Origin of the sequence: Thiohalobacter thiocyanaticus, assembly GCF_003932505.1 — a bacterium.
Classification (GTDB): domain Bacteria; phylum Pseudomonadota; class Gammaproteobacteria; order Thiohalobacterales; family Thiohalobacteraceae; genus Thiohalobacter; species Thiohalobacter thiocyanaticus.
Genome location: NZ_QZMU01000001.1, coordinates 538,548 through 563,990 on the forward strand (window position 1 = coordinate 538,548; position 25,443 = coordinate 563,990).

Below are 25,443 nucleotides of genomic sequence, written 5' to 3' on the forward strand. Positions count from 1 at the left end.
GTGCGTTTCAGTATGTTGTCCCGTAGGAAACCTCAATAAACATCCAGCCGCACGGCCCGTTACATTCTAATTTTGTGTCATCGGTCGAACCCTCCCGCGCGGCCGGCCGGCGCAAACAGCGTCTGCACAGGCCCGGGTCGACCGTACCAGTAGCCCTGGCCGTAATCCACGCCCAGTTCCCGCAGCCGTTCATGCACGGCCTCGCTTTCGACGAACTCGGCGATGGTACGCATGCCGATCACTCGCGCCACATCCACAATGGCCCTGACCATGGCCTGGTCGACCTCGCTCGACAGGATATTGCTGATGAAGGCCCCGTCTATCTTGACATAATTCACCGGCAGGTTCTTCAGGTAGGAGAAGGTACTCACCCCGGTACCGAAATCATCCAATGCGAACTTGCAGCCCTGTGCCCGCAGCGTCTCGATCAACCGCAGCGCGCGATCCAGGTTGTTCACCACCGCGGTCTCGGTGATCTCGAAGCACAACAGCGAGCTCTCGCCCTCCAGGCGGGCGACCTGCTCACTGAGGAAATCGAGAAAGGCATCCTCATTGATGGACTGGCCGGACAGGTTGATCGACAGCGCCAGCCGCCGCCCTGCCTGCAACTGCGTCTGCAGGACATCCACCGCTTCACGGACCACCCAGCGATCCAGCGCGGCCATGAGCTGGTACCGTTCCAGCGCCGGCAGGAAGGCCCCCGGTGGAATATGTCCTCCCTGCCCGTCGCGCATGCGCACCAGGATTTCGTAACGCTTCAGCTCAGAGCCGCTGGCGACCGGCAGGATGGGCTGGGCAAACAGTTCCAGCCCGTCTTCCTCCAGGGCCCGGCGCACGGCGGCGATCATGTGCATTTCCTCCTTGCGCCGGTGCAGTTCCTCGTCATCCGGGCGATAGACATGGATGCGATTGCGCCCGTCCTCCTTGGCGGCGTAACAGGCCATATCGGCCGCGGCCAGTACTTCGGCGGCACTGGAGACCCCTGCCTGCACCGGGGCCAGACCGATGCTCACCCCGATCTGGAAGGAACGCCCCTCCCAGACAAAGCGGAATTCGTTGACCAGGGTGCGGACCTTCTCGGCCGTCTGCAGCGCCAGTTCCAGCGGGCAGTGATACAGCAGCAGTCCGAACTCGTCCCCGCCCAGCCGGGCCAGTACGTCTGACTTGCGCATGGCCCCCTCCAGCCGCGCGGTCAGATTACGCAGCAGCAGGTCGCCGGCGGCATGCCCGCAGGTATCGTTGACGACCTTGAACTGATCCAGGTCGAGATAACACAGGGTATGTTCATGACCATCCCGGGTCGAGCGTTCCAGCAGCCGTTGCAGTTCATGATCCAGTTCGCGCCGATTGTACAGACCGGTCAGGGGATCGTGACTGGCCTGATAGCTCAGTTCGTGCTGCAGGGCGCGCGCCTCGCTCATGTCATGCATGATCATGACCGCGCCGCGAACCCGGCCGTCGTGGTCGCGGATGGGCGCGACGGCGGGGTCGACCGGCACTGGCATGCCGTCGCGCCGGATCAGCACACAGTGCTGCTGCATGTCGACGACCTGGTTGGTATCGATGCACTGGCTGACCGGATCCGCGATAAAGGTGCCGTCGTCTTCGTGCGCCAGTCGCATCACCTCACCGATCGGTTGCTGCTCGCCGTAGCCGGGAGCAATGCCGGTCAACTTCCGCGCCGCGGGATTCATGTAGGTGATCCGCCCCTGCTCATCCGTGGTCACCACGGCGTCGGCGATGGAATGCAGCGTGACCTCGGCCAGCTCACGCGAACGCCGGGCCTCGTTTTCTGAGGCGATCAGCCGGCGGATGGCCTCGTTGACGAAGCCGCCGAGATAACCCAGCTCGTCATGACGCGACTCGTCGAAGCTGACACTGGTATCCCCGGCCGAGATGGCCCGGGCCGACTCCGCCATCCGGGTCATGGGCCGGGTCAGCATGCGTTCCAGGACCAGCTTGAGACCGACCCCCAGCAGCAGCAGTATCACGCCCAGCCCCAGCAGCAGCCGGCTGCGCTCCTGGTGCACCACCGCAGCCAGATCGGGAAAGTGCAGGCGCAGTTCCGTCGTGTCGGCTCCACCGGAGGCATTGTGCAGATACAGCCGGCGACGATGGACCTGGAGCTCGCCCCCGCTGCCGGTTCCCTGATCGATCCAGACATTCAGTCCACCCGCCTCAGCCGCCTCGAAATACAGCGGCGGATAGATCCCCTGACCCGGATTGAACAGGGCATTCAACTTGGCGGGCTTCAGGCCGTCCTCCCCGACCTGCAGTGCTTCCAGCCGGTGGGCCAGGCTGTCGCTGAGCAGTTCGCGCCATTCGCGGGTGGCGGATTCCTTGTCGTGCAGAAACAGACCCGCGAAGACCAGCCCGATCACCACCAGTCCCCAGAAGACGATGACGGTGACCTTGCTGGACAGCGGCGAGGTCAGATTCTGCGGACTGTTCATCTGAGACCGACCCGGCGCAGTGCCATGACCATGGGACAGATGCCGCTCAGACCGGCGCCGATAAGGGCAAAGCCCACCACCCAGGGCAGCCACCAGAGCGCTTGGGCCGACTCCAGCATCGGCAAAGCCACCAATGCGGCCACAATCAGCCGCAGCATGCGCTCGGCCTCGAAACTGAACCGAGCCGCAGCCGGCTGTATCTCGACATCGGCGGCCACGGGGCGCAGTCGGGTGAGCAGGCGTGGTATCCGCAGGTTGGTGATCCCCTCGAACAGCAGCAGCACCAGCAACGCCTGCACCAGCGGAACCGAGTTCAGGTACAGGGCACCCACCAGCCACAGGCCCAGTACTATCCGGAAATGCCGCTCACTCATAACCTCACCCTCAACTGCTGCCTACTCTTCACTACAGGTTATCCGGTGACGGCCCACCTCCCGGTCTGGAAACGGACGTGGCTTGTCGCCCCGGCCCGGTCTGGCTAAGATCGCCCAGACCTGCGCTCCCGCCCACCCCGAGGCGGCGGCGCCGGCAAATATCCCTACTCCGTTAGCGACAATCTGTTAGCGGACTTGAATTTAAATGTGTTTACAATAACTTAAATTATAAAAGCCTTGATCCTTCCCCACCCCCTTATCCTGCTGCTGCTGCTGATAGTGGCCAACGGCGCGCCAATCCTGGCCCAGCGACTGCTGGACCGGCGCCTTGGCTGGCCACTCGACGGCGGCCTGGTGCTATCCGACGGCCAGCGACTGCTGGGCAAATCCAAGACCCTGCGCGGCGTCCTCAGCGCTTTGCTGCTGACCCCCGTCGCCGCCCTGGCGCTGGGGGAAACCGCCTGGCTGGGCGGACTGATCGCCGCCGGCGCCATGGCCGGCGACAGCCTGTCGAGTTTTCTCAAGCGCCGGCTCGGGCGACCGCCGAGCAGCCAGGCCCTGGGGCTGGACCAGATCCCCGAGGTCCTGCTGCCGCTGCTGCTGGTGAGTTACTGGCGGGAACTGGATGGGCTGACCCTTATCGGGCTGGTCGTGGCCTTTCTCGTACTCGAACTGCTGTTGTCGAAACTGCTCTACCGGCTGCGCATCCGTAAGCGGCCGTATTAGTGAGGAGTGAGGAGTGAGGAGTGAGGAGTGGGCAGGTCGGGTTGGCGCAGCGTAACCCGACATGATCCGACCTACGCCCGGGTCAGGGTGTGGACAGTCACCTCGGGCGGACAGTTCAGCCGAACATCCACCACGCAGGCACCGGAACCCACCGAGGTATAACCCTGCATGCCGTTGTAGCGCCAGGCACCGCGGCACAGGGCACGCGGTGCGCGGGCATTGCACAACAGCGGCCTGCCGCCGGGCAGACAGATCTGTCCGCCATGGGTGTGGCCGCACAGCATCAGGTCGAAACCCAGGTAACTGGCGTGGCGGTAAATCTCGGGGGAATGCGCCAGCAGAATGGAAACGGCCCCTTCCGGCACCCCGGCCACGGCTTTTTCCAGATTGTCGGCCCGGTAGTAGTGCGGATCGTCGATCCCGACCAGATGGATCCCGCCGTTGCCGCGTTCGAACCGCAGCGACTCGTTGAGCAGCAGGCGGATGTCGAGCGCCTCGATCCCCGGCACCATGCGCACACTGTCGTGATTGCCGAGAATGGCGTAGACCGGCGAGGCCAGGTGCGCCCGCAGCCGCGCCAGCCCCTCCAGTGCGCCCTCGCAGGGGCCGTGGGTACGGGCACGGAAGTCGCCCGTCAGTACGCACAGGTCATATTCCAGCTCGCGCACCGCCTCGATCAGCACCGGGGGCATGTCCTCGGCCATGTCCAGATGCGGATCGGAAATCTGCAGGATGCGCAGCCCGTCGCAGGCGGCGGGCAGCCCGGTGACCGGAATCCTGTTGTGGCGCAGCCGGATGCGGCGTGCGTTACGGCGGCCACGCCCGTACAACAGGCTGAGCCGCAGCAACTGGCGGATCAGACCGGGCGCCGAGGACCAGTTTTCCAGATGGAAGAAATTCCTCCCCTGCCCGAACACCCGCGCCTCGTAGTCCTGCTCCAGTCCCAGCCGCTGGCGGGCATGAGCGCGGCCGAGGCGGTGAATCAGCTTCTCCTCCAGTGCCGGATCGATGCTGAAAGGGGAGTCAGGCATAAGTCACCGGCCGGGCCGCTGCCACAGGGGGACGCCACGCTGCTTGAACAGGGGCACCAGCAGCATGCCGGCCACGAAGCCGCCGATATGCGCACCCCAGGCCACCCCGCCGCCCTCGCCCGCCGTGGTGGCCGAACTCAGCAGCTGGATGACGAACCACAGACCCAGCACCGCGACCGCCGGCAGGTAGAAGGTCTGGATGATGAAACCGAAGGGGATTGCCACCAGCACCCGGGCGTGCGGATATAACAGCAGGTAGGCTCCGAGCACCCCGGAGATGGCGCCGCTGGCGCCGATCATGGGCACGGTGGACTCCGGACCGGGCAGCGCATGAGCCAGTACCGCGACCAGCCCGCAGACCAGATAGAAGACAATGAAACGCACATGGCCCATGGCATCCTCGACATTGTTGCCGAAGATCCACAGGTAGAGCATGTTGCCGATGATGTGCATCCAGCCGCCGTGCATGAACATGCTGGTGAACAGGGTCAGCTCGGCCGGAATCAACTGAAGCTCCGGCGGCAGTTCGGCCAGGCCGAACAGTACCGCCGGCACCGTCCCGAACGCGAACACGGCCGCCTGCTGGGCCTGGCCCAGCGACAGCTGCCAGAAGAACACCAGCACGCAGGCCGCGATCAGGGCCACCGTAATGATGGGCGGCAGCTCGGCCGGATTGTCGTCCTTGAGCGGAAACACTAGTACCCCTTCAACATGATCTCGACTCAGTCGGCCCGGAAGCCGCAGGCCTTGTGGCTGACATCGCAGAAGGGCTTGCGCGCCGACTGACCGCAGCGGCACAGCGCGGCCCGGGTGCGGGTGGTGACACTGCCCTGCGCACCCTCGAGGGTCATGGGCCCGGCGGCGATATACATCGCATTGGTGCGGGCCTGGACCGTCAGCCGCCCTTCCTTTCCATCCAGAGCCTGCGCCCGGTCGTCCTCGAAGCAGGCATCGTCACTGAACGCCGACTGCTTGTGGGTGCCGTCGCACCAGGGTTTGCGCTGGGACAACCCGCAGCGGCACAGGCCGATCTCGGCACTGCGTTCCAGCACCTCGCCCTGCGCGTCCTGCAGCTCGATATCGCCGTACAGGATCAGCGGACCATTGGGGATGACCTTGATGCGGTTGGACATGCGTTTCTCCTTTGTTCAGTCGAACAGCCCCAGCTGCGGCGTATCCTCCCGGGGCGGCCGGAACAGGCTGCACTCCAGCGGTGGCGTCCCGGGAAAGCCCAGCCGCCGATAAGCCTGTTTGAACCGCTGGGCAAGCAGGTCGGCGAAGATCCCGGTGCCGCGCATGCGCCGGCCGAAGGTGGCGTCATAGTCGCGCCCGCCGCAGCAGTCGCGCACCCGGTTCAGCACGTGTTCGGCCTTGAGCGGTTCGTGCATCTGCAGCCAGTCGGCGAACAGGCCCTTGACCTCGTGCGGCAGGCGCAGCAGGACATAGCCGGCATCCCGGGCTCCCGCCGCATGGGCCGCCTCCAGCAGGCTTTCCAGCTCGACGTCGGTCAGCACCGGGATAAGGGGCGCGACCAGCAAACTGACCGGCACCCCGGCCTCGCTCAGGCGACTTACCGTTTCCAGCCGCCGGTGCGGGGCGGCGGCACGCGGCTCCAGCCGCCGGCTGAGGTTGCTGTCCAGTGTGGTCAGTGATATCGCGACCCGGCACAGGTTGTCGGCGGCCAGAGGGGCAAGGATATCCAGATCGCGCTCGACCAGGGCGGACTTGGTGACGATGGTCAGCGGGTGCCGGGTCTCGGCCAGCACCTCCAGGATGCGCCGGGTCAGGCCCAGCCGGCGCTCGACCGGCTGGTAGGCATCGGTGTTGATCCCGAGGGCGATGGGGGCGGCCGTATAGCCGCGCCGGCCCAGCTCCCGGCGCAGCAGTTCGGGGGCATCGGGCTTGTGATACAGGCGGGTCTCGAAATCCAGCCCCGGCGACAGCCCCAGCCAGGCATGGGTGGGCCGGGCGAAGCAATAGACGCAGCCATGCTCGCAGCCCCGGTACGGGTTGATGGATCGGTCGAAGGGCACATCGGGGGACTGGTTGTAGCTGATCACGCTGCGGCTGGTATCGACCGCCAGGCTGGTCCGCGGCGCGGTCCCGGTCGCGGCCAGGCTGTCCCAGCCGTCATCGATCCGCTCCCGGCTGTGCTGTTCGAAGCGGTTGTCGGGATTGCTGCCGGCGCCCCGGCCTTTGAAGGGACTGGCATAACGGATCGCCATTGCTCAACAGCCTCCCGGATCGGGCAACGCAGGCGCCGGCCGGTGGTGGCCGGATCGATTTATCGCACTGATATACAGGGAATGCCGCATCGGCTCCATTGTAACCCGGATCGGCGCGGACCGGGGCGGGCTCAGGCCGGGCGTGAGGGCCCCTTGCCGGTGCCGGCCAACCGTGACGGGGACGGCGGTGGCACGCCGCGCTCGCCACGGCGCAGGCGGGCAAAGGCGCCATCCATACTGCGGGTGAGCTCGCGGGTGTAGTCTTCCATCACCCCGCGCAGCTGCAGTTCCAGGCGCTCCTGCACCAACTCGTCGATCAGCGCCTCCAGTGCCTGCTCCACCGCCGGTCGCAGCCGCTGGACCAGCCGGGGAATGTCCTCGATCACACCCTGCTCGGCATCGATCCAGGCCGAGGTCACGGCCAGTTGCAGATGCTCGCGGATGTCACGGCTGAGTTCCTCGCCGATGCGCGTGACCGTGGCGGCATCCGGGCGGGTGTCCGCGGCTCTCCCTGCCGGCGCTGCCGCGGTCCCGGCCGCGCCCTGCTGCAGCTCATCCAGCAGCCGGGCCAGACGGCCGGCGTCCGGTCCCTTGGCCATCACGGCGACGGCACCGTGGGCCCGGGCACGGGCCTCGAAATCCCCGTTCCCATTGCTGGTCATCATCACCACCGGGATGCCGGCCGTCGCCGGCATGCTGGCGATCTCCAGCGCGGTTTCGAAACCGCTGATCCCGCGCAGGTCGTGATCGATGAAAACGGCATCCGGCCGCTGTGTGGCCAGCCGATCCAGTGCCTGCTCGCCGGATTCCGCCTGGTCCACGGCATAGCCCAGGCTGCGCAGCTGCTTGGAGAGCACCAGCCGGGCCGAGGGCGAGTCGTCGACAACGAGGACGGAGTGGATGGTCATAAGACTGTTCCCGGGCTGTTCCTCCGGCGGTCAGGCCACGCCTCCGCCGGCTTGGTTATTTTTCTTCCAGCTACAATAACCAAGGCCGTCCGCATTCGCAATGCGATAACTAACGAATTGATAATCCGTGACAAAACAAATACATTTGATTCCGACCCTGACGCCCGGACCCATCACACCAATTTAACCGCCCCTTCCGGAGACCGTGATGAACCTCGAAAAAGTCGTATTCGCCTTCTTCATCCTGCTCGCCCTGACCCTGAATTTCGGCTTCGTCATGGGCGAGATATCCAATCCCCTGCACCACAACAAATACGAGCTGTTCGGCGCCCTGACCGTCAGCCTGATCGCCACCGTCCTCAAATTCGGCGACCGCACTCACATCGGCGCCGTGCTGCTCGCCACCAGTCTGGTGGCCGACCTGCAGCTGATCGGTGCCGCCCTGGTCTGGTGGTATGCGGAGCAGGTCAGCATGGTCGGGCTGACGCCTCAGATCATGGCCGATATCGTGGGGCTGTCCGGCGGCGCACTGGTGGCCAACTTCGCCTCGGTGGTGATCCTGATCATCGAGACCGTCATGCTGCGCCGCTGAAGGCAGCGCCATGCAGGAGATCATCTTTCTCGTCTTCCGGCGCATGCGCCGGCCGCTGATCGCCATCATCACGGCCTATGCGGTATCCGTACTCGGCTTCACCCTGATTCCCGGCCGGGACGACGCGGGCAATGTCTGGCACATGGATTTCTTCCATGCCTTCTATTTCGTCAGCTACATGGGCTCGACCATCGGCTTTGGTGAAATCCCTTATCCCTTCACCACGGCACAGCGCGCCTGGGCCACCCTGACCATCTACTATCAAAAACGTGACTTTCAGCTGGCTGTACGGCATCGGTTCGCTGGCTCACCATCATCACGGAATCACAGCTTCCGCCGGGTGCTGGAATTTCGCGGGTTTCAAACACAGGCGTCCAGACAGGCTGCGCAAGCCCCTTCTACATGGTCTGCCGGCTTATGCGGACAACCGGCAGTCCTGCTGGTCAGGGAACTGGACTGCCCCGCCGGCATTTCGGCGCCAGTGCGTTAACTCGACACGACAGCCGGCGTATCGATGCCTGGCAGCTGCAGGATATGCGGTTCTATGTTCCCCGGCCTGCGCGGTGATGCACGATCGAAAACCCCTGGCGGGGCAGCAGGACTTGCCGCCAACCCGTGACTTGCCCGCGGGGCGTGATCGGGGCCGTCCACCGGGGAACGACCGGGTCAATTGCGCATCGGCCATCACCAGCAAAACTGCCACGCCGACAAGCGGTTCATTCTGCGCGCCCCCAGACCCGGGGGCCATGGAGAAAAAACAAAACATGGCCTCCTTCGGCACCGAATTTCAATCATCAATCCCTACCGAAAACCTTTCGCTGAAACCGTTCGGCTGGCTGTTCCACTCCACCCAGCATTGTATCTGATCTACGAATTGGGAATCAACCAGCATCCACAATGGCGCCACTCAAAGGATCTTCCATCACTCCGCACAGGTGGAAATGGATTACTGTGCGGCTAACGGCCGCTTCGGCAAGGGCACTGCGGGCCGCGAAACTCAACGTCGAGGGGCGTTGGAAGACCCCGCGTTCGTCGAGGCCCGCCCCCGGGCGACCCAGGCCGGCCCGAGGGGCAGTGTCAATCGGCCGCGGCACCGGAGGCCGGGGACCCTGGTTGCCGCCGGCATCGAGAGGGCCGGGGCGGCAATCATCGGGCTGCCACCGATGGACGACAGCAAACAATCTGTCGCTCCCTGATCCAAACCGCCACGGGACGTCAGGCGAGCGGCTGTTCCCCACCGTGGCCGGACACCGAACCGAACGCCGCTCTAGTGCGCATCTCCCGGCGGCCCTCGGCGCGGACTTCATCATGCAGCCAAAGCACATCCGCGTACGTGGCTGGCATTCTGTCGCTGATTCGTCACCCCGGCTGGCTGCAGGACTTTCTCAGTGAAATCGGCCCGCAAGAAAAGGGACGAGGGAAACTGGGGCCAATCTGCTGGTTTGTTCGCGGGTCTCCCGGTTGTCGTCAACGACCGGGCGCCGGAAAAACTCCTGGGGCCCTGACCTCGATGCGGGAAACCAGGGCCGGGTTGCGCTGATGACCTGGCTGGGGCCGCGGCAGGGCAGGCGGAGCTGTGTCGTATCAACGGGCGTGGACCCGCAGACTTGCGACAACGGGGCTTGCGGTCTTGGTCGTACTTGCTGACTCAAGGGGCGCGGCGGGGCTACCTTCCTGGCTGCTGGAGGATGGGAATTTCCGAGGGCTCGAAACGCGGCGGGCACCAGCTGCTTGCTGGTGCCGGTGTGAGCGAGGCCAGGGCGTGCAGCTGGTGAAATTGGGAGTGTGCAGAACTACAATGTGCGAAAACTACTGCTCACGGCCGGGTGACCGCCCCGACGGGCTGACTGGCGGCTTGCTGCGCGGCCGCGACCCGGGCAGGGCGGCGGCCGTTGCCGACACCCGCCCCCCTGAACGGTACGGGCGCCCAACCGGGCTCGGGGCAGGGGCTCACTTCCCCCTCTGCTTCCCGGTCATGCCGCCAGCGCCTGCGCCGTTCCCGGCACCGGCTACAGCGAACGGCCGCGGGCTGGGAAGGATTCACGCCGACGAGCCCCAGAACTTGAAGGACAATCAACAGCAGGGGGTTGGCCGGGAAAACACCGGTCGGCAGCCTGGCGGCCCCCGCAGGCCGCGGGGGCAGGCCGGCTTCGCGGGATTCACCCGGCGGCCGTTCCAGGGCCTGTTCGTACTCACCCCCGTCGATGCGGCGTGGCCAGGTATCTCCCGGGGGCCCGGTCGGCGTCCTGCTCCGCGAAACCTGACCAGCTCCCCCCGCCCCAGCGCATTGGACAGAAACCAAGGCGGCCCAGAACATGTTTCTCGTTGGGATGACGTAGGCCGCGATACCCCTCGGCCTCCAGGCCGTCCACGTGGGCGAGTGCGCCTGCAGGGGATCGGTGAAGCTGTCCACGGTCCTCAGTTTCTGGCATGATCGATGTCGACGAAATCGGCCATCACCAGCCCCAATTTCAACACTCGGGCGTTCGGTCATAGGACCGGCCCGGGCGGGATTCGCGGGGCGAGCCTGGTTCGCTGGCGCGAATTGCTCGTGGCCGGGCCAGGGCCAGCGCGGGTCAGGCGGCCGATTGCCTTCCGACGACACTTCGGGGACCGGCCACGCCGGTGCCGGCCGTGGGCCGCAGTAGCCAAACCGGGGTTCTTCGGCAGATAAACTGCTGAATGAAAATCCTCAGCATAATTAAAAGGTCGGGCGCCTGGCAGGATCTCGGGTCGTGAATTTCCCGTTCGTGACGGGCGCGCCTGCAGTGCCGCCCTATTTAGGCTTCGGCGTGGACCGGCCCTTCGGCCAGTTGCTGCTGGCGCCTCGCCGTAAGTGTAGATGCCGGGAGGCGGTACTGGGTGGGCCGATATCGTTGCCCGACGCCATGCCCTGGGGTCGGATCGTTGGCCCAGGAACCGGCGCAACAAACTCGCCGTACTCGATGCGGCGCGTGATCGAACCACCACCAGCCACACCTTCGTTGTGCCCGGTCATGCCGGTTGCAGACTTCCTCGCTAGGTGGGGTTGGGCCGTTGTACCACCGGCATAAACACCCCACGGCGGTGGAATCCCCCCGTCCAGTTCCAGAAAGCCTTCTCGGCCCCCCAGGGACAAAGGGGCCAGGCCGAACAGGGGGGCTGCTCCATGCCCTCCGGAAAAGGGGGCGGGGACCAGTGGGTACAGTTGGGGGACATGGGTGTCGCTTCGGGGCACCGGGCATGCTTTCCTCACGCCCGGGCAGCGCCGCTTCCGGCGTGGGCAATGCGGTCTTTCGGTTCAGCCAGGACATGATCGCTCTCCCCTGCGCTTGCAGGTATTCAGAGTCTGCCGCAAACACCCGGCACTGGCCACCATTCCCACACGGTAATCATGGGGTCGCGGCTGTCATCGCCATTTTCCCTGGTGTAATGTGGCCTTACTCAGCCAGAAGGACAGACCCATGAACGAGACCGCCACACCGCCCGATGCCCTGATGGTGCTGGGCAGCCGCTGCCCGCACTGCCCGACCGTGCTGCAGGGGCTGAGTGATCTGATCAAGCAAGGCCGCATCGGCCGCCTGGAAGTGATCAACCTGGAACAGCGCCCCGACCTGGCCGGGGAACTGGGCATCCGCGCCGTGCCCTGGGTGCGACTCGGACCGTTCGTGCTGGAAGGCCTGCGTTCGCCGGCGGAATTGAAGCAGTGGGCCGAGCGCGCTGGCAGCACGGAGGGGCTGGCCGAGTATTTCCAGGAATTGTGGAAAGAGGGGAAACTGCAGCAGGTAGTGGATCATATCCGTCGTGACCCGTCCGCGTTCAAGGGTCTGCTGGTGCCGCTGGCCGACCCCGAGGCCGAACTGCAGATCCGGCTCGGTATCGGCGCGGTGATGGAGGACCTGGCCGGAAGCCCGGCCCTGCAGGCCGGCGTGGCCGATCTGGGAGAACTCACCCGGCACGAACAGGCGCTGGTGCGCAACGATGCGAGTCATTACCTGGGCATGAGCGCAAGCCCCGAGGCAGTGCCCTATCTCGAGGCCAGGCTGCAGGACAGTGATCCGGGAGTGGTGGAAGTGGCAGAGGAAGCCCTGGAGCAACTGCGGGATGCCGGCATCACCCTCCACTGACACGGCTATCCTCTGGTTTCGCCAGGACCTGCGGCTGACCGACAACCCGGCCCTGCAGGCCGCCTGCCGTGATGCGGGCAAGCTGTTGCCGGTCTACATCCTGGAAACCGACCCCGATCCCTGGACACCCGGCGCGGCCAGCCGCTGGTGGCTGCATCACAGTCTGGCCGCGCTCGACGCCGCTCTGCGCGAGCGCGGCAGCCGGCTGCACCTGCTGCAGGGCAGGGCCGACGAGTGTCTGGAAACACTGGCCGCAACCAGCGGTGCCACGGCCGTCTACTGGAACCGGCGCTTTGAGCCCGCAGCCCTCACCCGTGACCGGGACATCGAGGCCGGCCTTAAGCAGCGTGGCATCACCTGCCACAGTTCCAACGCCGCGCTGCTGGTCGAACCCTGGGATCACTTCAATCAACAGGGCAAACCCTACCGCGTCTTCACTCCCTTCTGGCGCAGCCTGCAGCCGCGGCTGGAGGCGATCGTACCGCAGCGGCGTCCGTCGGCGCTGCCCGGTGTGCCCCGCGGGAACGGGCACGGCCTGTCGCTCGAAGAACTCGGACTGCTGCCGGAATACGACTGGGACGCGGGTCTGCGCAACGAATGGCAGCCGGGCGAGGCCGGGGCGGGCAAGCGGCTCAGATCCCTGCTGGAAACCCGTCTGATCCAATATCCCGAAGCGCGTGACCGACCGGATGATGAGGGTACCTCACGCCTGTCGCCGCACCTGCATTTCGGCGAACTGGGACCGCGCCAGGTGCTGGCGCAGCTCATGCAGCACAGGGCGGGACACCGCAGCGCCGGCCTGGTCAGGGCCGGTGAACAGTTTCTGCGCCAGCTGGCCTGGCGTGAGTTCGCCCATCACCTGCTGTATCACTTTCCCGAGACCACCGACAAGCCGCTGGACCGCCGCTTCGAACATTTTCCCTGGAGTAACGCTCCCGAGACACTGCGCGCCTGGCAACGGGGCCGCACCGGCATTCCGCTGGTCGACGCAGGAATGCGCGAACTCTGGCACACCGGCTGGATGCACAACCGGGTGCGCATGGTGGCCGCCTCCTACCTGAGCAAGAATCTGGGCATCCACTGGCGTGAGGGCGCGCGCTGGTTCTGGGATACCCTGGTCGACGCCGATCTCGCTAACAATACACTGGGCTGGCAATGGACCGCCGGCTGCGGCGCCGACGCCGCGCCCTTCTTCCGCATCTTCAATCCCGTGACCCAGGCGCAGAAATTCGACCCGCACGGCCGCTACCTGCGCCGCTGGCTGCCGGAACTGGCGCGGCTCCCGGACAAGTGGCTGGCCCGACCCTGGGAGGCGCCGACCGAGGTCCTGGCCGAGGCCGACATACGGCTCGGAGACAACTACCCGGCACCGGTGGTCGATCTCAAGGCCTCGCGCGCCCGTGCCCTGGGCGGCTGGGACGAGATCAAGGGAATAAGCCGCTGAGCCACGCCTGCAGTAACGCAGGCGGAATTACGCCTTGCGGGCTGACCCGACCTGAACCTGCAGAGCGACCGCCGGTCCCGTATAATGGGTGATTGGCCGGAAATACCCGGTCTTTCCAGGGTTGAGTCTTCATCGGACAGACCCTATAAAGTTGCATTGAAACAAACGCGAGGTGAGCAATGGCCGACTGGCTGAAGGCGACATTACGGGAAAAGGTGCAGTGGAGCGATGAACTCTATTCGCTGCGCTTTGACGCCCCCCTGCCGGAATTCAAGGCCGGACAGTTCGTCCGTGTCGGACTGGACATCGACGGCGAGCGCGTAGGCCGGCCCTATTCGCTGGTCAACGCCCCGCACGAATCGACCCACGAGATCTATTTCAACATCGTGCCGGAAGGCCCCCTGTCGCCGCGCCTGGCCGAGCTGAACAGGGGCGACGAGTTCCTGGTTAACTCCGCCGTCAATGGCATGATGACCCTGGACCAGCTGCCCGAGCACCGTCACCTGTGGCTGCTGGCCACCGGCACCGCCCTGGGCCCCTTCCTGTCCATTCTCAAGACTGACGAGCCCTGGTCGCGCTTCGAACGCGTGGTGCTGTGTCACTCGGTGCGCACGCCCGACGATCTGGCCTACCAGGACGCCATCACCCGGCTGCTGGAGCAGCACGGCAATCAGCTGGACTTCATCCCGATCGTCACCCGGGCCATGCATCCGGGCGCGCTCAATGTGCGCATCCCCGCCGCGCTGGAATCCGGCGAGCTGGAACAGCGCATCGGGCTGGAACTCAAACCCGACAACGCCCACGTTATGCTGTGCGGCAACTCGGACATGATCCAGGATACCCAGCAGCTGCTGGAAGGCCGCGGCCTGAAGCGCCACCGCAAGCGCGATCCCGGGCATATCACCACCGAGAAATATCACTAGGGAACGCCCGAACAACAGAGCTACCCACGTCATTGCGAGGCGCGTGGCGCCGCGGCAATCTCTGTCCGGTTGATTCGGCATCAGGAGATTGCCGCGCTGCGTTTATGCCCTTTGGGTGCTCGCAATGACGTCATTCACAACCGGCGTATACGGTACTCCAGCCGGCTGCGCGCCGGATCCAGTTCGGGCAGGATTTTCAGCGTGCGCCTGAGATCGCGGCTGTCGGCGGGGAATTTCAGCCAGGCGCCGATGCGGTTTTCCAGCCGCGGATGGGTCAGTTCGAAGGCGACGCGATAGCGGGCCCGCAACCCCGGCACGGCACTGAAACCGCATTCATGCAGGTCACGCCGTCCGGGAAAGTTCATCACCAGCATTCCACGCCGCGTCAGGTGCGAATCCAGCAGCCGCAGCCAGGCCGGGCTGGCCGTGATCGCCCGGGCCGGTTCCCCGTCGACCTCGGTGAACAGGTCGTCGATGATCAGGTCGAAGGCCTCGCCGTCATAATCCAGCAGCCAGTCGCGGGCATCGGCCCGGATCAGTTCGATGCCCGGCCCCTGCAGGTCGAAGAAGCGCCGCGCCAGCTGCAGGTGCAGGTTTTCGAGCTCCACCCCCACCAGGGCATCGAAGCCTGCATGGCGGCGCAGGAGATTGATCACCGCACCGCCGCCCACGCCCAGTACCAGCACCCGTTCGAACCGCCGCTGCGGCTGCAGCAGGGCGGGCAGCACCAGCAGATCCCACACGCTGCCGGTCACCGGCTGGCGCGGGTTGTACTGGGTATGCAGCACGCCGTTGGTGTAGAGCCGACGGGTGCGCCCGGCGCTGCGCACCTCGTAGTCGACGCCGGCGCGCCGCGCTCGCCAGATCACCGCCACCGGATCAGTCGCCGGCCGCAGCCGGCGCAGCTCCGACCGCGCCGGTCACACCGGCGTTCTTCAATGCGCGCTCCAGCGCCCGCGCCGCGGCGGTGAATCCGAAGCCGGCGGTCACGGCCACGGAGGAACCATAGCCGAATGTGCAGTCCAGGTGTACGCCATGGATGCCCGGCTTGGCCGGGCACACGCTCCCGTCCGGTTTGGGATAAACCGGCTGCTCGGTGGAGAAGACGCATTCGATACCGAAGCGGCGCGTCGGGTTGCGGGTCCAGTTGTAGTTGGCGCGCAGCCGCGAACGCACCTTGGCAGCGAGCGCGTCGTTCCAGGTCCGGGTGAGATCGGTGATCCTGATGGCGGTGGGATCGGTCAGCCCGCCGGCACCGCCAGTGGTGATGATGGGGATCCGGTTGCGTTTACAGAAGTAGATCATATCCGCCTTGAAGCGGATACTGTCGATGGCATCGATGACATGATCATAACCCAGCGGCAGCAGCTCCCACAGGTTGCGGCTGGTGAGAAAATCATCGACCGCATCCACTTCGCACCAGGGGTTGATCTGCTTCACCCGTTCGATCATCACCTCCACCTTGGACCTGCCCAGGGTGTCGCTCAGACTGTGCAGCTGGCGGTTGACGTTGGAAGGACTGATGTCGTCGTGATCGATCAGGGTCAGCCGGCCCACGCCGGTGCGGGCCAGCGCCTCCACGGCCCAGGAACCGACGCCGCCCAGTCCCACCACGCACAGATGCAGCTCGGGGATGCGGGCGAAGGCGGCCTCGCCATACAGACGGCGTACGCCGTCAAAGCGTTCGGCATAACTATCCATGAACTGCGCCGCGCGGCTCAGGCCGCCGGTGGCGGTGGCGGGACCTCGGGCGGGGAGTCGGGCGGAATCTCGGGGGCCTCGCCGGGCGGCGGCTCTTCCGGCGGCCGATCCGGGGGAAATCCGGGCGGGACTTCACCGGGCGGTTCTTCCGGCGGAAAGCCGGGGGGAATTTCCGGATCGCCTGCCTTCAATACAGCAATAGCACTGGCATTGAACATCTTGCACCTCCTGTCCCCACAGGATAACGCGAAGCAGTCCCGGGAGCGACTGCACTCTATGCCGGGAACACTGCCTTTATCCCGGCCTGTTCGACAAAAAAACGCCGCCCGTAGGCGGCGTCGGTACGGTTTCAGTCGTGCTCACTCCCGGATGATCTCGGGGAAGAACACCTTGTCCGGCTCCTTGGCCTGCAGTTCGGCCGCCTTCTTCTTGGCCTCGCCGTAGGTCATCTCACCGTCGAGCGCGCCTTTCTCGAACTTGTACTTGTAGCGCCAGCCGATACAGTAACCGGTGTCTTCGTTACGATGCAGCAGTGGATCCGCCTTGAGTGTGTAGGTACCTGCCATATGACCTCCTCGTTCATACGTCATTGACCAACATCAGTGAGCTGCATGTATATCACAGCCGCTGATGTCACTCCAGAGTGATGAAGACGTGGCCATGGTCCGCCGTACGGACCTGGAAACGCCGGCCGGTGAAGGCGGCAATAACCTCGATCTGGGTACGGGTATGGGAGCCGGGCTGGATGGTCCGGAAGCCGCCCTGCCCGGCCAGGGCCATGGGCAGCAACAGCTGATCGGCCAGCCAGGGGCCGACCGGCACATCTTCGTCCAGGTAGGCCCGGACCGCATCCACCAGGCCCTGGGCGACCTCCTCGGCCGGTACCCCTTTTTCGCCCAGCGCGCTGAACACCTCGGTGATGTGTTCACTGTAGACACTCACCCAGACTGCATTGCCGGTGCTGATACAGTCCTCCGTCCGGTGCGCCTGCAGCCCGCCCGCATGCACCGCCAGGCCGGCCTGGATCACCGCCAGTTCCCGCTCGGCGATCTCCAGCGGCAGCTTGGCCACCAGCGCCTGGGCATCCAGGGTCAGCACCTTGCCGCGGCGCGGGATCTGCAGGGGCCACAGATGCACGGCCGGGCGGATATGCACCCGGATGCGGCCGCCGCCCTCGGGATGGAAGCCGGGACGGATCAACTCAGCCTGGACCTGTGGCCCCATGCGGTTGATCATGGGCAGAAAGGCCTGGTTGAGGTATTCGAAGGTGGGCGCGCGCGGGTTGTGGGTGCCGCCGTCGAGCGTCAGGGTGGATTCGTCCTCGCCCAGCATCAGCGCCGGTAGCAGGGTCTGCAGCAGCAGGCCGGTGCTGCCGGCCGTGCCGATATCGAAACGATATACCCCCGCCCGCACCGGCCCGGGGGCGAAGCTCAGCGAGGTCGAGCCGGGGCCGGCGCCCTCGACCTCGGCATCGCTGATCGCGGCGGCGGCCCGCACCGCGGCCAGGTGCTGCGGCTGCAGCCCGGGGCGATCACGGCCGATGCGGATGTTGTCGATGTGAAACGGCCGCTGGAGGCACAGTGACAGCGACAGTGCGGTGCGCAGCACCTGACCGCCGCCCTCGCCGATGGAACCGTCCAGGGACAGGGATTGTGCAACTTCAGGCTGGTTCATGTCTGGTCATTGTACCGGAGAGCGGACCGGGTTACAGCCCCGACCACAGCCGCTACAATCGCCTCACCTTCACGCCTCACTGCCCGACATGCCCCGCTATCGCCCGCCCCAGCCCAAAGGCACGCCCTACATCACCCCCGACGGCTTCGCCCGCCTGCAGGACGAACTCAAGGGGCTGTGGCAACGGCGCGCCGAGGTGACGAAAGCCTTGTCGGCCGCCGCGGCCGAGGGCGACCGCTCGGAGAACGCCGAGTACATCTATCGCAAGAAGGAACTGGCCGGGATTGACCGACGCATACGCTACCTGCAGAAACGTCTGCCCGAGCTGCGGGTGGCGGGGCAGGTGCCGAGCGATCCGACGCGCATCTTCTTCGGTGCCTGGGTCAGGCTGGAGGACGAAGCCGGCAGCGAACATACCTACCGCATCGTCGGCGGCGACGAGTTCGACCCGGCCCGGGGCTGGATCAGCATCGACTCGCCCATGGCCCGGGCCCTGCTGAAAAAGACCCTGGACGACGAGGTGGAGGTGCAAACCCCGCAGGGACCGCGGCGCTATTACATCACCGATGTCCGTTATACGGAAACATGAGATTCATGCCGGCCACAGCCAGTTGCCGACTCCCCTGGCCAGTTTCACCAGCAGCCACAGGAACAGCAGCGGCAGAATGACCGTCTGCAGCACGAACACCACGATCAGGTCGATGGTGTGCTCGCTGACCCGGGTGACGGTGGCACGCAGCTCCGCCGTCCGCGCCTCCAGATCCAGCGAGCCGACCATCGAATCATAGGCCCGGCGGGCCTGATCCAGCAGACCGGGGGAGCCTTCCTGCTCCAGCCGCTGGCGAGTGGCCTCGTTGATGCGTCCGATGCGTTCGGTGCTCTGCTCGAGTTCAGCCGTGGAGACGGCATAGCGCTGCTGCAGGAACAGGCCGTACATCCCCTCGCCGGCCAGGGCGATCATCGGGATCGTGAAGCGCACCACCAGCAGCAACAGGGCAAGCTGCAGCAGCCGGCGCGGCCAGTCGCCGGCCCGGCGCGGACGCCACCACAGGAAGATCAGCGCCAGTCCGCCCAGCAGTGTGACCAGCCAGGTAGAGCCGTCCCAGGCGGTCATGTCCAGCAGCACCCGCTGCAGGCCGAGCGAGGTCGAGCTGACCAGCATCACCCAGGAGAAACGCTCGATCAGATCATTGACCGGGTCGAGGATCTGCCCCGGCGCGAAGTTCACCCCGACCCCGGCCGGCTGGAAGGCCACCTCGGTGCCCTGGGCGACCGAGATCACGCCGTTGAGCCCGCGGGCAATGCCGAAGGTCACCAGCGCCCGCTTGAACCCGGCCTCGGTGTACTCGCGCCCGGCCGCATCCAGCCAGCCGCCGTGCGCCAGCCCCAGCAGGAGCAGGATACACAGGCTGAGCAGCACCTTGCGCAGTGTGGATGGCATGGACACCTCGAATGCAGGGAGAGTGGACAGGCATGAGGTTATCACGCCGCCGCCGCTCCGTGCTGCCACGGCTTTCACCGTTGCGGTGGATTCTGTATGCTCGCAGGGCTTCATTCCAGGCAGAGAAACCCACAGGATGAGCCGTCCCCAGCCCGACATGCCGGCCGCCCCGCTGGTCCGCGCCCGCGGCCTGAGCAAGGTCTATGACCAGCACCGCGCGGTCGACGGCATCGACTTCAGCATCCCGCGCGGCAAGTGCTTCGGCTTTCTCGGACCCAACGGCGCCGGCAAGACCACCACCCTGCGCATGCTGATGGGCCTCACCCCCATGAGCGCGGGCGAACTGACGGTCTTCGATCTGCCCCTGCCCGCGGCGGCACGCGAGGTGCGACGCCGGGTCGGAATCGTGCCCCAGGCCGACAACCTGGACCCGGATTTCAGTGTGCAGGAAAACCTGCAGGTCTACGCCAGCTACTTCGGTCTGCGCGGCAACGAGACGGAAACGCGTATCGAACGGCTGCTGGAATTCGCCGCCCTGACCGACCGCCGCCGGTCGAAAACCGAAACCCTGTCCGGTGGCATGAAGCGGCGCCTGACCATTGCCCGCGCGCTCATCAATGAGCCCGAACTGGTGATCCTGGACGAGCCGACAACCGGCCTCGACCCCCAGGCCCGGCACATCATCTGGGGCCGGCTGATGGAACTGCGCCGGCGCGGCACCACCCTGGTGCTCACCACCCACTACATGGAAGAGGCCGAGCGTCTGTGCGACGAACTGGTGATCATGGACCAGGGCCGCATTCTGGATCAGGGCACGCCGGCGCAGCTGATACAGCGCCATGTCGAACCCGAGGTCATCGAGATCCGCGGCCGCGCCGAACTGCTGGAGCGGCTGCAGCCCACGCCGGATTGCCGCATCGAGCAGATGGGCACCAGTCTGTACTGCTACACCGGGGATTCGCGTGGCCTGATGCAGCGACTGCAGTCGGACCCTGAGCTGACCTTCATGCACCGGCCCGCGGGGCTGGAGGACGTCTTTCTCAAACTCACCGGCCGGGAGCTGCGGGACTGATGCTCGATCTTCGCCTGCCTCGCCTGCGCCGCGATGCCCTGACCGTGCTCAGGCGCAACCTGCGCGTCTGGCGCAAACTGCTCGGTCCGGCCGTGGCCATGAACTTCGGTGAACCGCTGCTGTACCTGCTCGGCTTCGGCTACGGGCTGGGCATCTTCATCGGCCAGATGTCGGACATGCCCTACCTGACCTTCCTCGCCTCCGGCATCATCGCCTCCTCGGCCATGACCACCGCCAGCTTCGAGGGCATGTACTCGGTGTTCACCCGCATGGTGCCGCAGCGAACCTATGAGGCGCTGCTGGCCACGCCGCTGGAGATCGACGACATCCTGGCCGGCGAGATGCTCTGGTGCGGCACCAAGGCTCTGTTCAGCGGCATCGCCATCCTGGCCGTGGCCACCGCCCTAGGCGTGGTCGCCGGCTGGCAGGCCCTGCTGGCCCTGCCGGTGGTGTTTCTCACCGGCCTGTGCTTCGCCGGGCCGGCCATCATCATGAGCGCCCTGGCCTCCAACTACGATTTCTTCAATTACTACTTCGTGCTGGTGGTCACGCCCATGATGCTGCTGTGCGGCGTCTTCTACCCCATCGACAGCCTGCCCGAGCTGATGCAGTACATCGTGCAGGCCCTGCCCCTGACCCATGCCGTGGCCCTGACCCGGCCGCTGGTCGCCGGCCAGGCCGTGACCGACGTCGGCCTGCATCTGTCGGTGCTGGTGGCCTACACCCTGATCAGCTACTACCTGGCCGTGGTGCTGGTGCGACGGCGGCTGCTGGTGTAAAACTGGGAGAGCGCCACGGAATACACGGAAAGCACGGACGCTATCGATGCCAAGTCGGAGGACTGTTTGAGATTCCCCGTCATTCCGGCGCAGGCCGGAATCCAGAAGCCGCCGAGGTCAATGGATTCCGGCCTGCGCCGGAATGACGACCCTCAGGTCAGGCGGAGCCTCTTCAGTTTCTTACAATCATATTTTCCGTGTATTCCGTGGCGCTCTTGAGTCAACACCGCAAGGATGCCCGATGAAGCCCTATCTCTCCGCCGGCGTGGTCGTGGTCCGCAAAGCCCGGGAACAGCGGCTCTATCTGCTGCTGCGGGCCTACAACTACTGGGACTTCCCCAAGGGCAAGCTAGAGCCGGAGGAGACCCCGCTGGCCGCGGCCATCCGCGAGGTGGAGGAGGAAAGCGGGATCCGGGATCTGTGTTTCGATTGGGGCGAAGCCTGGATCGAGACCCGTCCCTACAGCCGGCCGCTGAAGATTGCCCGCTATTACCTCGCCCGTACCGACACCGGGCATATCGCCCTGGGCGTCAACCCCGAGCTTGGCCGGCCCGAGCACCACGAATACCGCTGGGTCACGATCGGGCAGGCGCAGCGGCTGCTCACCCCGCGGGTACTGCGGGTGCTGGAATGGGCGGAGGGGATCCTGAACGTGGGCTGACACCACACCACCTGCAGGCCGGATCAGAATTCATGTCGGGTTACGCAGCGCTAACCCGACCTGCCTCACTCAGAAATACACTTCGACGATCCGCTGGTGCACCTTTGCCAGCCCCAGCTGCAGCTCGTCGATCAGGCCATGCAGTTCATCCTGCGCCAGCTTCTCGGGTTTCACCCGCAGCACCTTGCGCTGCAGCGTGCCGAGCGCCTTGAGCGGCTTTTCGTTGTGCGGCATGCCAATCAGGCAGTTTTCCACCTCGCAGGTGGTGTGATAGAAGGCGCGCGGGAAACGCCGTTCCTGCAGCAGAAAACGCAGCACATCGGGACGCCGCACCCGGATGCGCATGGTGCGCCGGTACATCTGGTAGGCGGTAAGCGATTTCAGCACCGACATCCACTGGATGTTCTCGAACGGTGTCAGATCCTCGTGCAGATCCGGCAGCAGGGTGGCCGAGCGCACGTCAATGATGCGGGTGGTCATGTCGGCGCGTTCCAGGTTGCGCCCCATGCGCAGAAAGTCATAGCCCTCGTCATGGGTCATGGTGCCGGCCAGCTGGCCGGTGATGGTCTGGGCGCCCAGAATGATACGACGCAGGTAATCGTAACGATTGCGCTGAGCCAGCGACTGATTGGCATCGGCCCGGGCACCGAGATAGAGCTGATTGACCTGCTCCCAGGCTTCGCGCGGGATGATGTCGCGGATGGTACGGGCGTTTTCCCGCGCCTGACCGAGCGACGTCAGGATCGAACTGGGATTGCTGGTATTGGCGATGAGGAAGCGGATGACACTGCGCTCGTCGGCCTCATGGTAGTGCGCGAAGAACAGCTCGCGCGTGCCCATGATCTCGATGATCGGCTCCCATCCAAGCCGTACCCGTTTGGGAAGATCCAACAGCAGATTGGTGTTGACATTGATCAGGCGGGCGGTGTTCTCGGCCCGCTCGATGTAACGCGCCATCCAGTAGATGTTCTCGGCGACGCGGGAGAGCATGGTCATGAGGACGCCTCCATGTCGACGATCCAGGTGTCCTTGCTGCCGCCGCCCTGGGAGGAGTTGACCACGGTGGAGCCCTTCTTCAACGCGACCCGGGTCAGGCCACCGGTGGTGACATGGGTCTCCTGGCCGCTGAGGATGAAGGGCCGCAGATCCAGGTGGCGCGGCTCGACCCGGTTGCCGACCAGGGTCGGCGCGGTGGAAAGTGTGAGCATGGGCTGGGCAATGTAATTGCGCGGGTCGCGCCGGATCAGGCGGGCGAACTTCTCGCGTTCCTCATTACTGGCCTGGGGCCCGATCAGCATGCCATAGCCGCCGGACTCGTTCGCCGGCTTGACCACCAGCTTGTCCAGGTTGGCGATGACATGGTCGCGCTCGTCCTTGTTGATGCACTTGTAGGTCGGCACGTTGGGCAGCAGCGGATCCTCGCCCAGGTAGTAGCGGATGATCTCCGGGACGAAGGCATAGACCACCTTGTCGTCGGCCACGCCTGCGCCGGGGGCATTGGCCAGGGCCACCTTGCCCGCCTTCCAGGCCCGCATCAGGCCCGGCACGCCCAGCATGGAATCGGGATCGAAGGCCTCGGGGTCGAGAAACAGGTCATCGATGCGGCGGTAGATCACGTCCACCCTTGAGAGGCCCTCGATGGTGCGCATATAGACACAGTCGTCCTTGTCCACCACCAGGTCGCGGCCCTCGACCAGCTCGGCACCCATCTGCTGGGCCAGGTAGGCATGTTCGAAATAGGCGGAGTTGAACACCCCCGGCGTGAGCACCACGATCTCCGGCGCATCGCCCGGCCGGGGCGAGAGCGAAGCCAGGGTGTCATAGAGCTGGGAGGGATAATCATCGACCGGCAGGATGCTGTACTGCTCGAACAGCTCGGGGAAGATCCGCTTCATCACCAGCCGGTTTTCCAGCATGTAGGACACGCCCGACGGCACGCGCAGATTGTCCTCCAGCACGTAAAAGGCGCCATCCTTGTCGCGCACCAGGTCCGAGCCGCAGATGTGCGCCCAGATGCCGTGCGGCGGCTGGATGCCGATACACTGCTCGCGGAAATTCTTGGAATCGTCCAGCAGCTCACCGGGAAAGACCTTGTCCCTGACAATGCGCTGCTTGTGGTAGAGATCGTCGATGAACAGGTTCAGCGCCTGCACCCGCTGCTTGAGCCCGGCCTCGACCTGTTGCCATTCTGTCTTGTCTATGACCCGCGGGATGATGTCGAAGGGCCAGGCCCGGTCGATGGAACCCTCCTCTTCCGTGTATACGGTAAAGGTGATACCCATGACATGGATGGCGAGCTCGGCGGCGGCCTTGTATTCCTCGATATCCTCGTCCTTGAGGTCGCGCAGATACTGGCACAGCGCCTGGGCGGCGGGGCGCGGCCGGCCACTGGCCCGGATCAGCTCGTCATAGAGTCCCTTGACCTTGTAACTTCCCCAGCGTATCGCCATGGTATCCTGCTGTTCAGGCTGAAATTTCGATCCACATTAACCCGCTCGAGACAGCGATTGCAAGCCTGTCTGATTGTGGTTGATAATCCGGCTGAAGCCCCTCTTCCATACCCTGTACCAGGAATGCACACGTGACTTACTGCCTTGCGATAAAAGTGAACAAGGGACTGGTCTTCGCCTCCGACTCGCGCACCAACGCAGGCGTGGACTATGTCACCACCTACGGCAAGATGCACCGCTTCGTCTGGCCGGGCGATCGCGTGTGCATCCTGCTCAGTGCCGGCAGCCTCGCCACCACCCAGGCGGCGGTCAACCTGATCAACAAGGACCTTGAAGAAGGCGATGACGCCGAATTCAACCTGCGGCAGGCCAAGCATCTGTACGAAATCGCACACTATGTGGGCAAGCTGGTCCAGCGGGAGCAGCGGCTGCACGAAAAGGCGGTGGAGAAATCCAATATCAGCGTCGAGGCGAGATTCATCGTGGGCGGGCAGATCGCCGGGCGGGAACCGGAAATCTACCTGGTCTACCCGCAGGGCAACTACATCAGCGCCTCGTCAGAGACGCCCTACCTGCAGATCGGCGAGAACAAGTACGGCAAGCCCATCCTGGACCGCATCATCACCCAGGACACCAGCCCGGAGGACGCAGCCCGCTGCGCGCTGGTCTCGCTGGATTCGACCATGCGCAGCAACATCTCCGTCGGCCCGCCGATGGAACTGGCGATCTACGCCGCCGACAGCCTGGAGGAACCACGACACATGAGCCTCAAGCTCGCTTCCCCCTTCTACAAGACCCTGCAGAAACGCTGGAACGAAGGGCTCAAGCGCGCCTTCAACCGCTTGCCGCGGTTCGACTGGGAAGAGAACAAATAAGCAGGGTT

At 65.1% G+C, this 25,443-nt stretch carries 25 protein-coding genes; 11 read left to right on the forward strand and 14 right to left on the reverse strand.

All coding sequences use genetic code 11. The features are described 5' to 3' along the window. Nucleotides 1–77 precede the first annotated feature (77 nt). Both D6C00_RS02580 and D6C00_RS02585 read right to left on the reverse strand, forming a co-directional pair. Nucleotides 78–2,453 carry an EAL domain-containing protein gene (locus tag D6C00_RS02580; protein WP_125180178.1) on the reverse strand — a complete coding sequence of 792 codons (2,376 nt, stop codon included), beginning with the start codon at nt 2,451–2,453 and terminating at the stop codon, nt 78–80. After that, nucleotides 2,450–2,827, reverse strand: a complete 378-nt coding sequence (locus D6C00_RS02585) for a DUF2892 domain-containing protein (protein ID WP_125180179.1) — start codon at nt 2,825–2,827, stop codon at nt 2,450–2,452. Before D6C00_RS02585 ends, D6C00_RS02580 begins: the two co-directional genes overlap by 4 nt. A 237-nt stretch (nt 2,828–3,064) precedes the next feature. On the opposite strand from D6C00_RS02585, the gene D6C00_RS02590 reads away from it, so the two are divergent. Then, on the forward strand, nt 3,065–3,553 hold the full coding sequence (locus tag D6C00_RS02590; RefSeq protein WP_241546774.1) for a CDP-archaeol synthase: 489 nt from the start codon (nt 3,065–3,067) through the stop codon (nt 3,551–3,553). Between the two features lie 71 nt (nt 3,554–3,624). Here D6C00_RS02590 and D6C00_RS02595 read toward each other — a convergent pair whose 3' ends face one another. From D6C00_RS02595 to D6C00_RS02615, 5 genes are all read right to left on the reverse strand, one after another. Beyond that, the gene (locus D6C00_RS02595) at nt 3,625–4,584 is read right to left on the reverse strand and encodes a metallophosphoesterase (protein WP_125180180.1); all 960 of its coding nucleotides are present in this window, start codon (nt 4,582–4,584) and stop codon (nt 3,625–3,627) included. Between the two features lie 3 nt (nt 4,585–4,587). Beyond that, nucleotides 4,588–5,280 (reverse strand): rhomboid family intramembrane serine protease, encoded by a 693-nt coding sequence (locus D6C00_RS02600; RefSeq protein WP_125180181.1) that lies wholly within the window; start codon nt 5,278–5,280, stop codon nt 4,588–4,590. Nucleotides 5,281–5,306: 26 nt separating this feature from the next. Further along, on the reverse strand, nt 5,307–5,717 hold the full coding sequence (locus D6C00_RS02605; protein WP_125180182.1) for a CDGSH iron-sulfur domain-containing protein: 411 nt from the start codon (nt 5,715–5,717) through the stop codon (nt 5,307–5,309). A 15-nt stretch (nt 5,718–5,732) separates the two neighbouring features. After that, nucleotides 5,733–6,809 carry a PA0069 family radical SAM protein gene (locus tag D6C00_RS02610; protein WP_125180183.1) on the reverse strand — a complete coding sequence of 359 codons (1,077 nt, stop codon included), beginning with the start codon at nt 6,807–6,809 and terminating at the stop codon, nt 5,733–5,735. A 131-nt stretch (nt 6,810–6,940) separates the two neighbouring features. Beyond that, nucleotides 6,941–7,717, reverse strand: coding sequence for a response regulator (locus D6C00_RS02615; protein ID WP_125180184.1), 777 nt, complete (start codon nt 7,715–7,717; stop codon nt 6,941–6,943). A 208-nt stretch (nt 7,718–7,925) separates the two neighbouring features. On the opposite strand from D6C00_RS02615, the gene D6C00_RS02620 reads away from it, so the two are divergent. The 5 genes from D6C00_RS02620 to D6C00_RS02640 all read left to right on the forward strand — a co-directional run bounded on the left by D6C00_RS02620 (nt 7,926) and on the right by D6C00_RS02640 (nt 14,782). Continuing rightward, complete coding sequence (locus D6C00_RS02620) at nt 7,926–8,309, forward strand: DUF6394 family protein (RefSeq protein ID WP_125180185.1); 384 nt, start codon at nt 7,926–7,928, stop codon at nt 8,307–8,309. A gap of 10 nt (nt 8,310–8,319) precedes the next feature. Beyond that, on the forward strand, nt 8,320–8,799 hold the full coding sequence (locus D6C00_RS16685; RefSeq protein ID WP_125180186.1) for an ion channel: 480 nt from the start codon (nt 8,320–8,322) through the stop codon (nt 8,797–8,799). 2,953 nt (nt 8,800–11,752) lie between these two features. Further along, nucleotides 11,753–12,415 carry a HEAT repeat domain-containing protein gene (locus D6C00_RS02630; RefSeq protein WP_125180187.1) on the forward strand — a complete coding sequence of 221 codons (663 nt, stop codon included), beginning with the start codon at nt 11,753–11,755 and terminating at the stop codon, nt 12,413–12,415. Further along, the gene (locus D6C00_RS02635) at nt 12,393–13,859 is read left to right on the forward strand and encodes a cryptochrome/photolyase family protein (RefSeq protein ID WP_125180188.1); all 1,467 of its coding nucleotides are present in this window, start codon (nt 12,393–12,395) and stop codon (nt 13,857–13,859) included. Before D6C00_RS02630 ends, D6C00_RS02635 begins: the two co-directional genes overlap by 23 nt. Before the next feature lie 179 nt (nt 13,860–14,038). Next, nucleotides 14,039–14,782 (forward strand): ferredoxin--NADP reductase, encoded by a 744-nt coding sequence (locus D6C00_RS02640; protein WP_125180189.1) that lies wholly within the window; start codon nt 14,039–14,041, stop codon nt 14,780–14,782. Between the two features lie 134 nt (nt 14,783–14,916). Here D6C00_RS02640 and D6C00_RS02645 read toward each other — a convergent pair whose 3' ends face one another. From D6C00_RS02645 to rtcA, 4 genes are all read right to left on the reverse strand, one after another. Next, entirely contained in the window at nt 14,917–15,657 is a 741-nt protein-coding gene (locus D6C00_RS02645; RefSeq protein WP_158675262.1) for a spermidine synthase, read from the reverse strand. Between the two features lie 4 nt (nt 15,658–15,661). Next, a complete protein-coding gene (tcdA, locus tag D6C00_RS02650; protein ID WP_125180191.1) occupies nt 15,662–16,483 on the reverse strand; it encodes a tRNA cyclic N6-threonylcarbamoyladenosine(37) synthase TcdA in 822 nt (273 codons plus the stop codon). A gap of 359 nt (nt 16,484–16,842) precedes the next feature. Next, nucleotides 16,843–17,049, reverse strand: a complete 207-nt coding sequence (locus D6C00_RS02655; protein WP_125180192.1) for a hypothetical protein — start codon at nt 17,047–17,049, stop codon at nt 16,843–16,845. A gap of 67 nt (nt 17,050–17,116) precedes the next feature. After that, complete coding sequence (gene rtcA, locus D6C00_RS02660; RefSeq protein ID WP_125180193.1) at nt 17,117–18,157, reverse strand: RNA 3'-terminal phosphate cyclase; 1,041 nt, start codon at nt 18,155–18,157, stop codon at nt 17,117–17,119. Between the two features lie 88 nt (nt 18,158–18,245). Here rtcA and greB point away from each other — a divergent pair, with 88 nt between their 5' ends. Further along, nucleotides 18,246–18,746: a transcription elongation factor GreB gene (greB, locus tag D6C00_RS02665; RefSeq protein WP_125180194.1), complete on the forward strand. Its 501-nt coding sequence runs from the start codon at nt 18,246–18,248 to the stop codon at nt 18,744–18,746. A 3-nt stretch (nt 18,747–18,749) separates the two neighbouring features. Here greB and D6C00_RS02670 read toward each other — a convergent pair whose 3' ends face one another. Further along, nucleotides 18,750–19,598, reverse strand: a complete 849-nt coding sequence (locus D6C00_RS02670) for a hypothetical protein (protein WP_125180195.1) — start codon at nt 19,596–19,598, stop codon at nt 18,750–18,752. A 136-nt stretch (nt 19,599–19,734) separates the two neighbouring features. Between D6C00_RS02670 and D6C00_RS02675 the strand changes: the two genes are divergently transcribed. The 3 genes from D6C00_RS02675 to D6C00_RS02685 all read left to right on the forward strand — a co-directional run bounded on the left by D6C00_RS02675 (nt 19,735) and on the right by D6C00_RS02685 (nt 22,110). Then, the gene (locus D6C00_RS02675) at nt 19,735–20,670 is read left to right on the forward strand and encodes an ATP-binding cassette domain-containing protein (protein ID WP_125180196.1); all 936 of its coding nucleotides are present in this window, start codon (nt 19,735–19,737) and stop codon (nt 20,668–20,670) included. Then, nucleotides 20,670–21,449: an ABC transporter permease gene (locus tag D6C00_RS02680; RefSeq protein ID WP_125180197.1), complete on the forward strand. Its 780-nt coding sequence runs from the start codon at nt 20,670–20,672 to the stop codon at nt 21,447–21,449. Before D6C00_RS02675 ends, D6C00_RS02680 begins: the two co-directional genes overlap by 1 nt. 241 nt (nt 21,450–21,690) lie before the next feature. Next, nucleotides 21,691–22,110 carry an NUDIX domain-containing protein gene (locus tag D6C00_RS02685; protein ID WP_125180198.1) on the forward strand — a complete coding sequence of 140 codons (420 nt, stop codon included), beginning with the start codon at nt 21,691–21,693 and terminating at the stop codon, nt 22,108–22,110. A gap of 69 nt (nt 22,111–22,179) precedes the next feature. On the opposite strand, the gene D6C00_RS02690 is transcribed toward D6C00_RS02685, so the two are convergent. Together D6C00_RS02690 and D6C00_RS02695 are read right to left on the reverse strand one after the other, a co-directional pair. Beyond that, entirely contained in the window at nt 22,180–23,106 is a 927-nt protein-coding gene (locus D6C00_RS02690; RefSeq protein WP_241546775.1) for an alpha-E domain-containing protein, read from the reverse strand. Continuing rightward, the gene (locus D6C00_RS02695; protein WP_125180199.1) at nt 23,103–24,560 is read right to left on the reverse strand and encodes a circularly permuted type 2 ATP-grasp protein; all 1,458 of its coding nucleotides are present in this window, start codon (nt 24,558–24,560) and stop codon (nt 23,103–23,105) included. The genes D6C00_RS02690 and D6C00_RS02695 overlap by 4 nt, the downstream gene beginning before the upstream one ends. Before the next feature lie 131 nt (nt 24,561–24,691). Between D6C00_RS02695 and D6C00_RS02700 the strand changes: the two genes are divergently transcribed. Then, nucleotides 24,692–25,435, forward strand: a complete 744-nt coding sequence (locus tag D6C00_RS02700; RefSeq protein WP_125180200.1) for a peptidase — start codon at nt 24,692–24,694, stop codon at nt 25,433–25,435. The last annotated feature ends 8 nt before the right edge of the window (nt 25,436–25,443 follow it).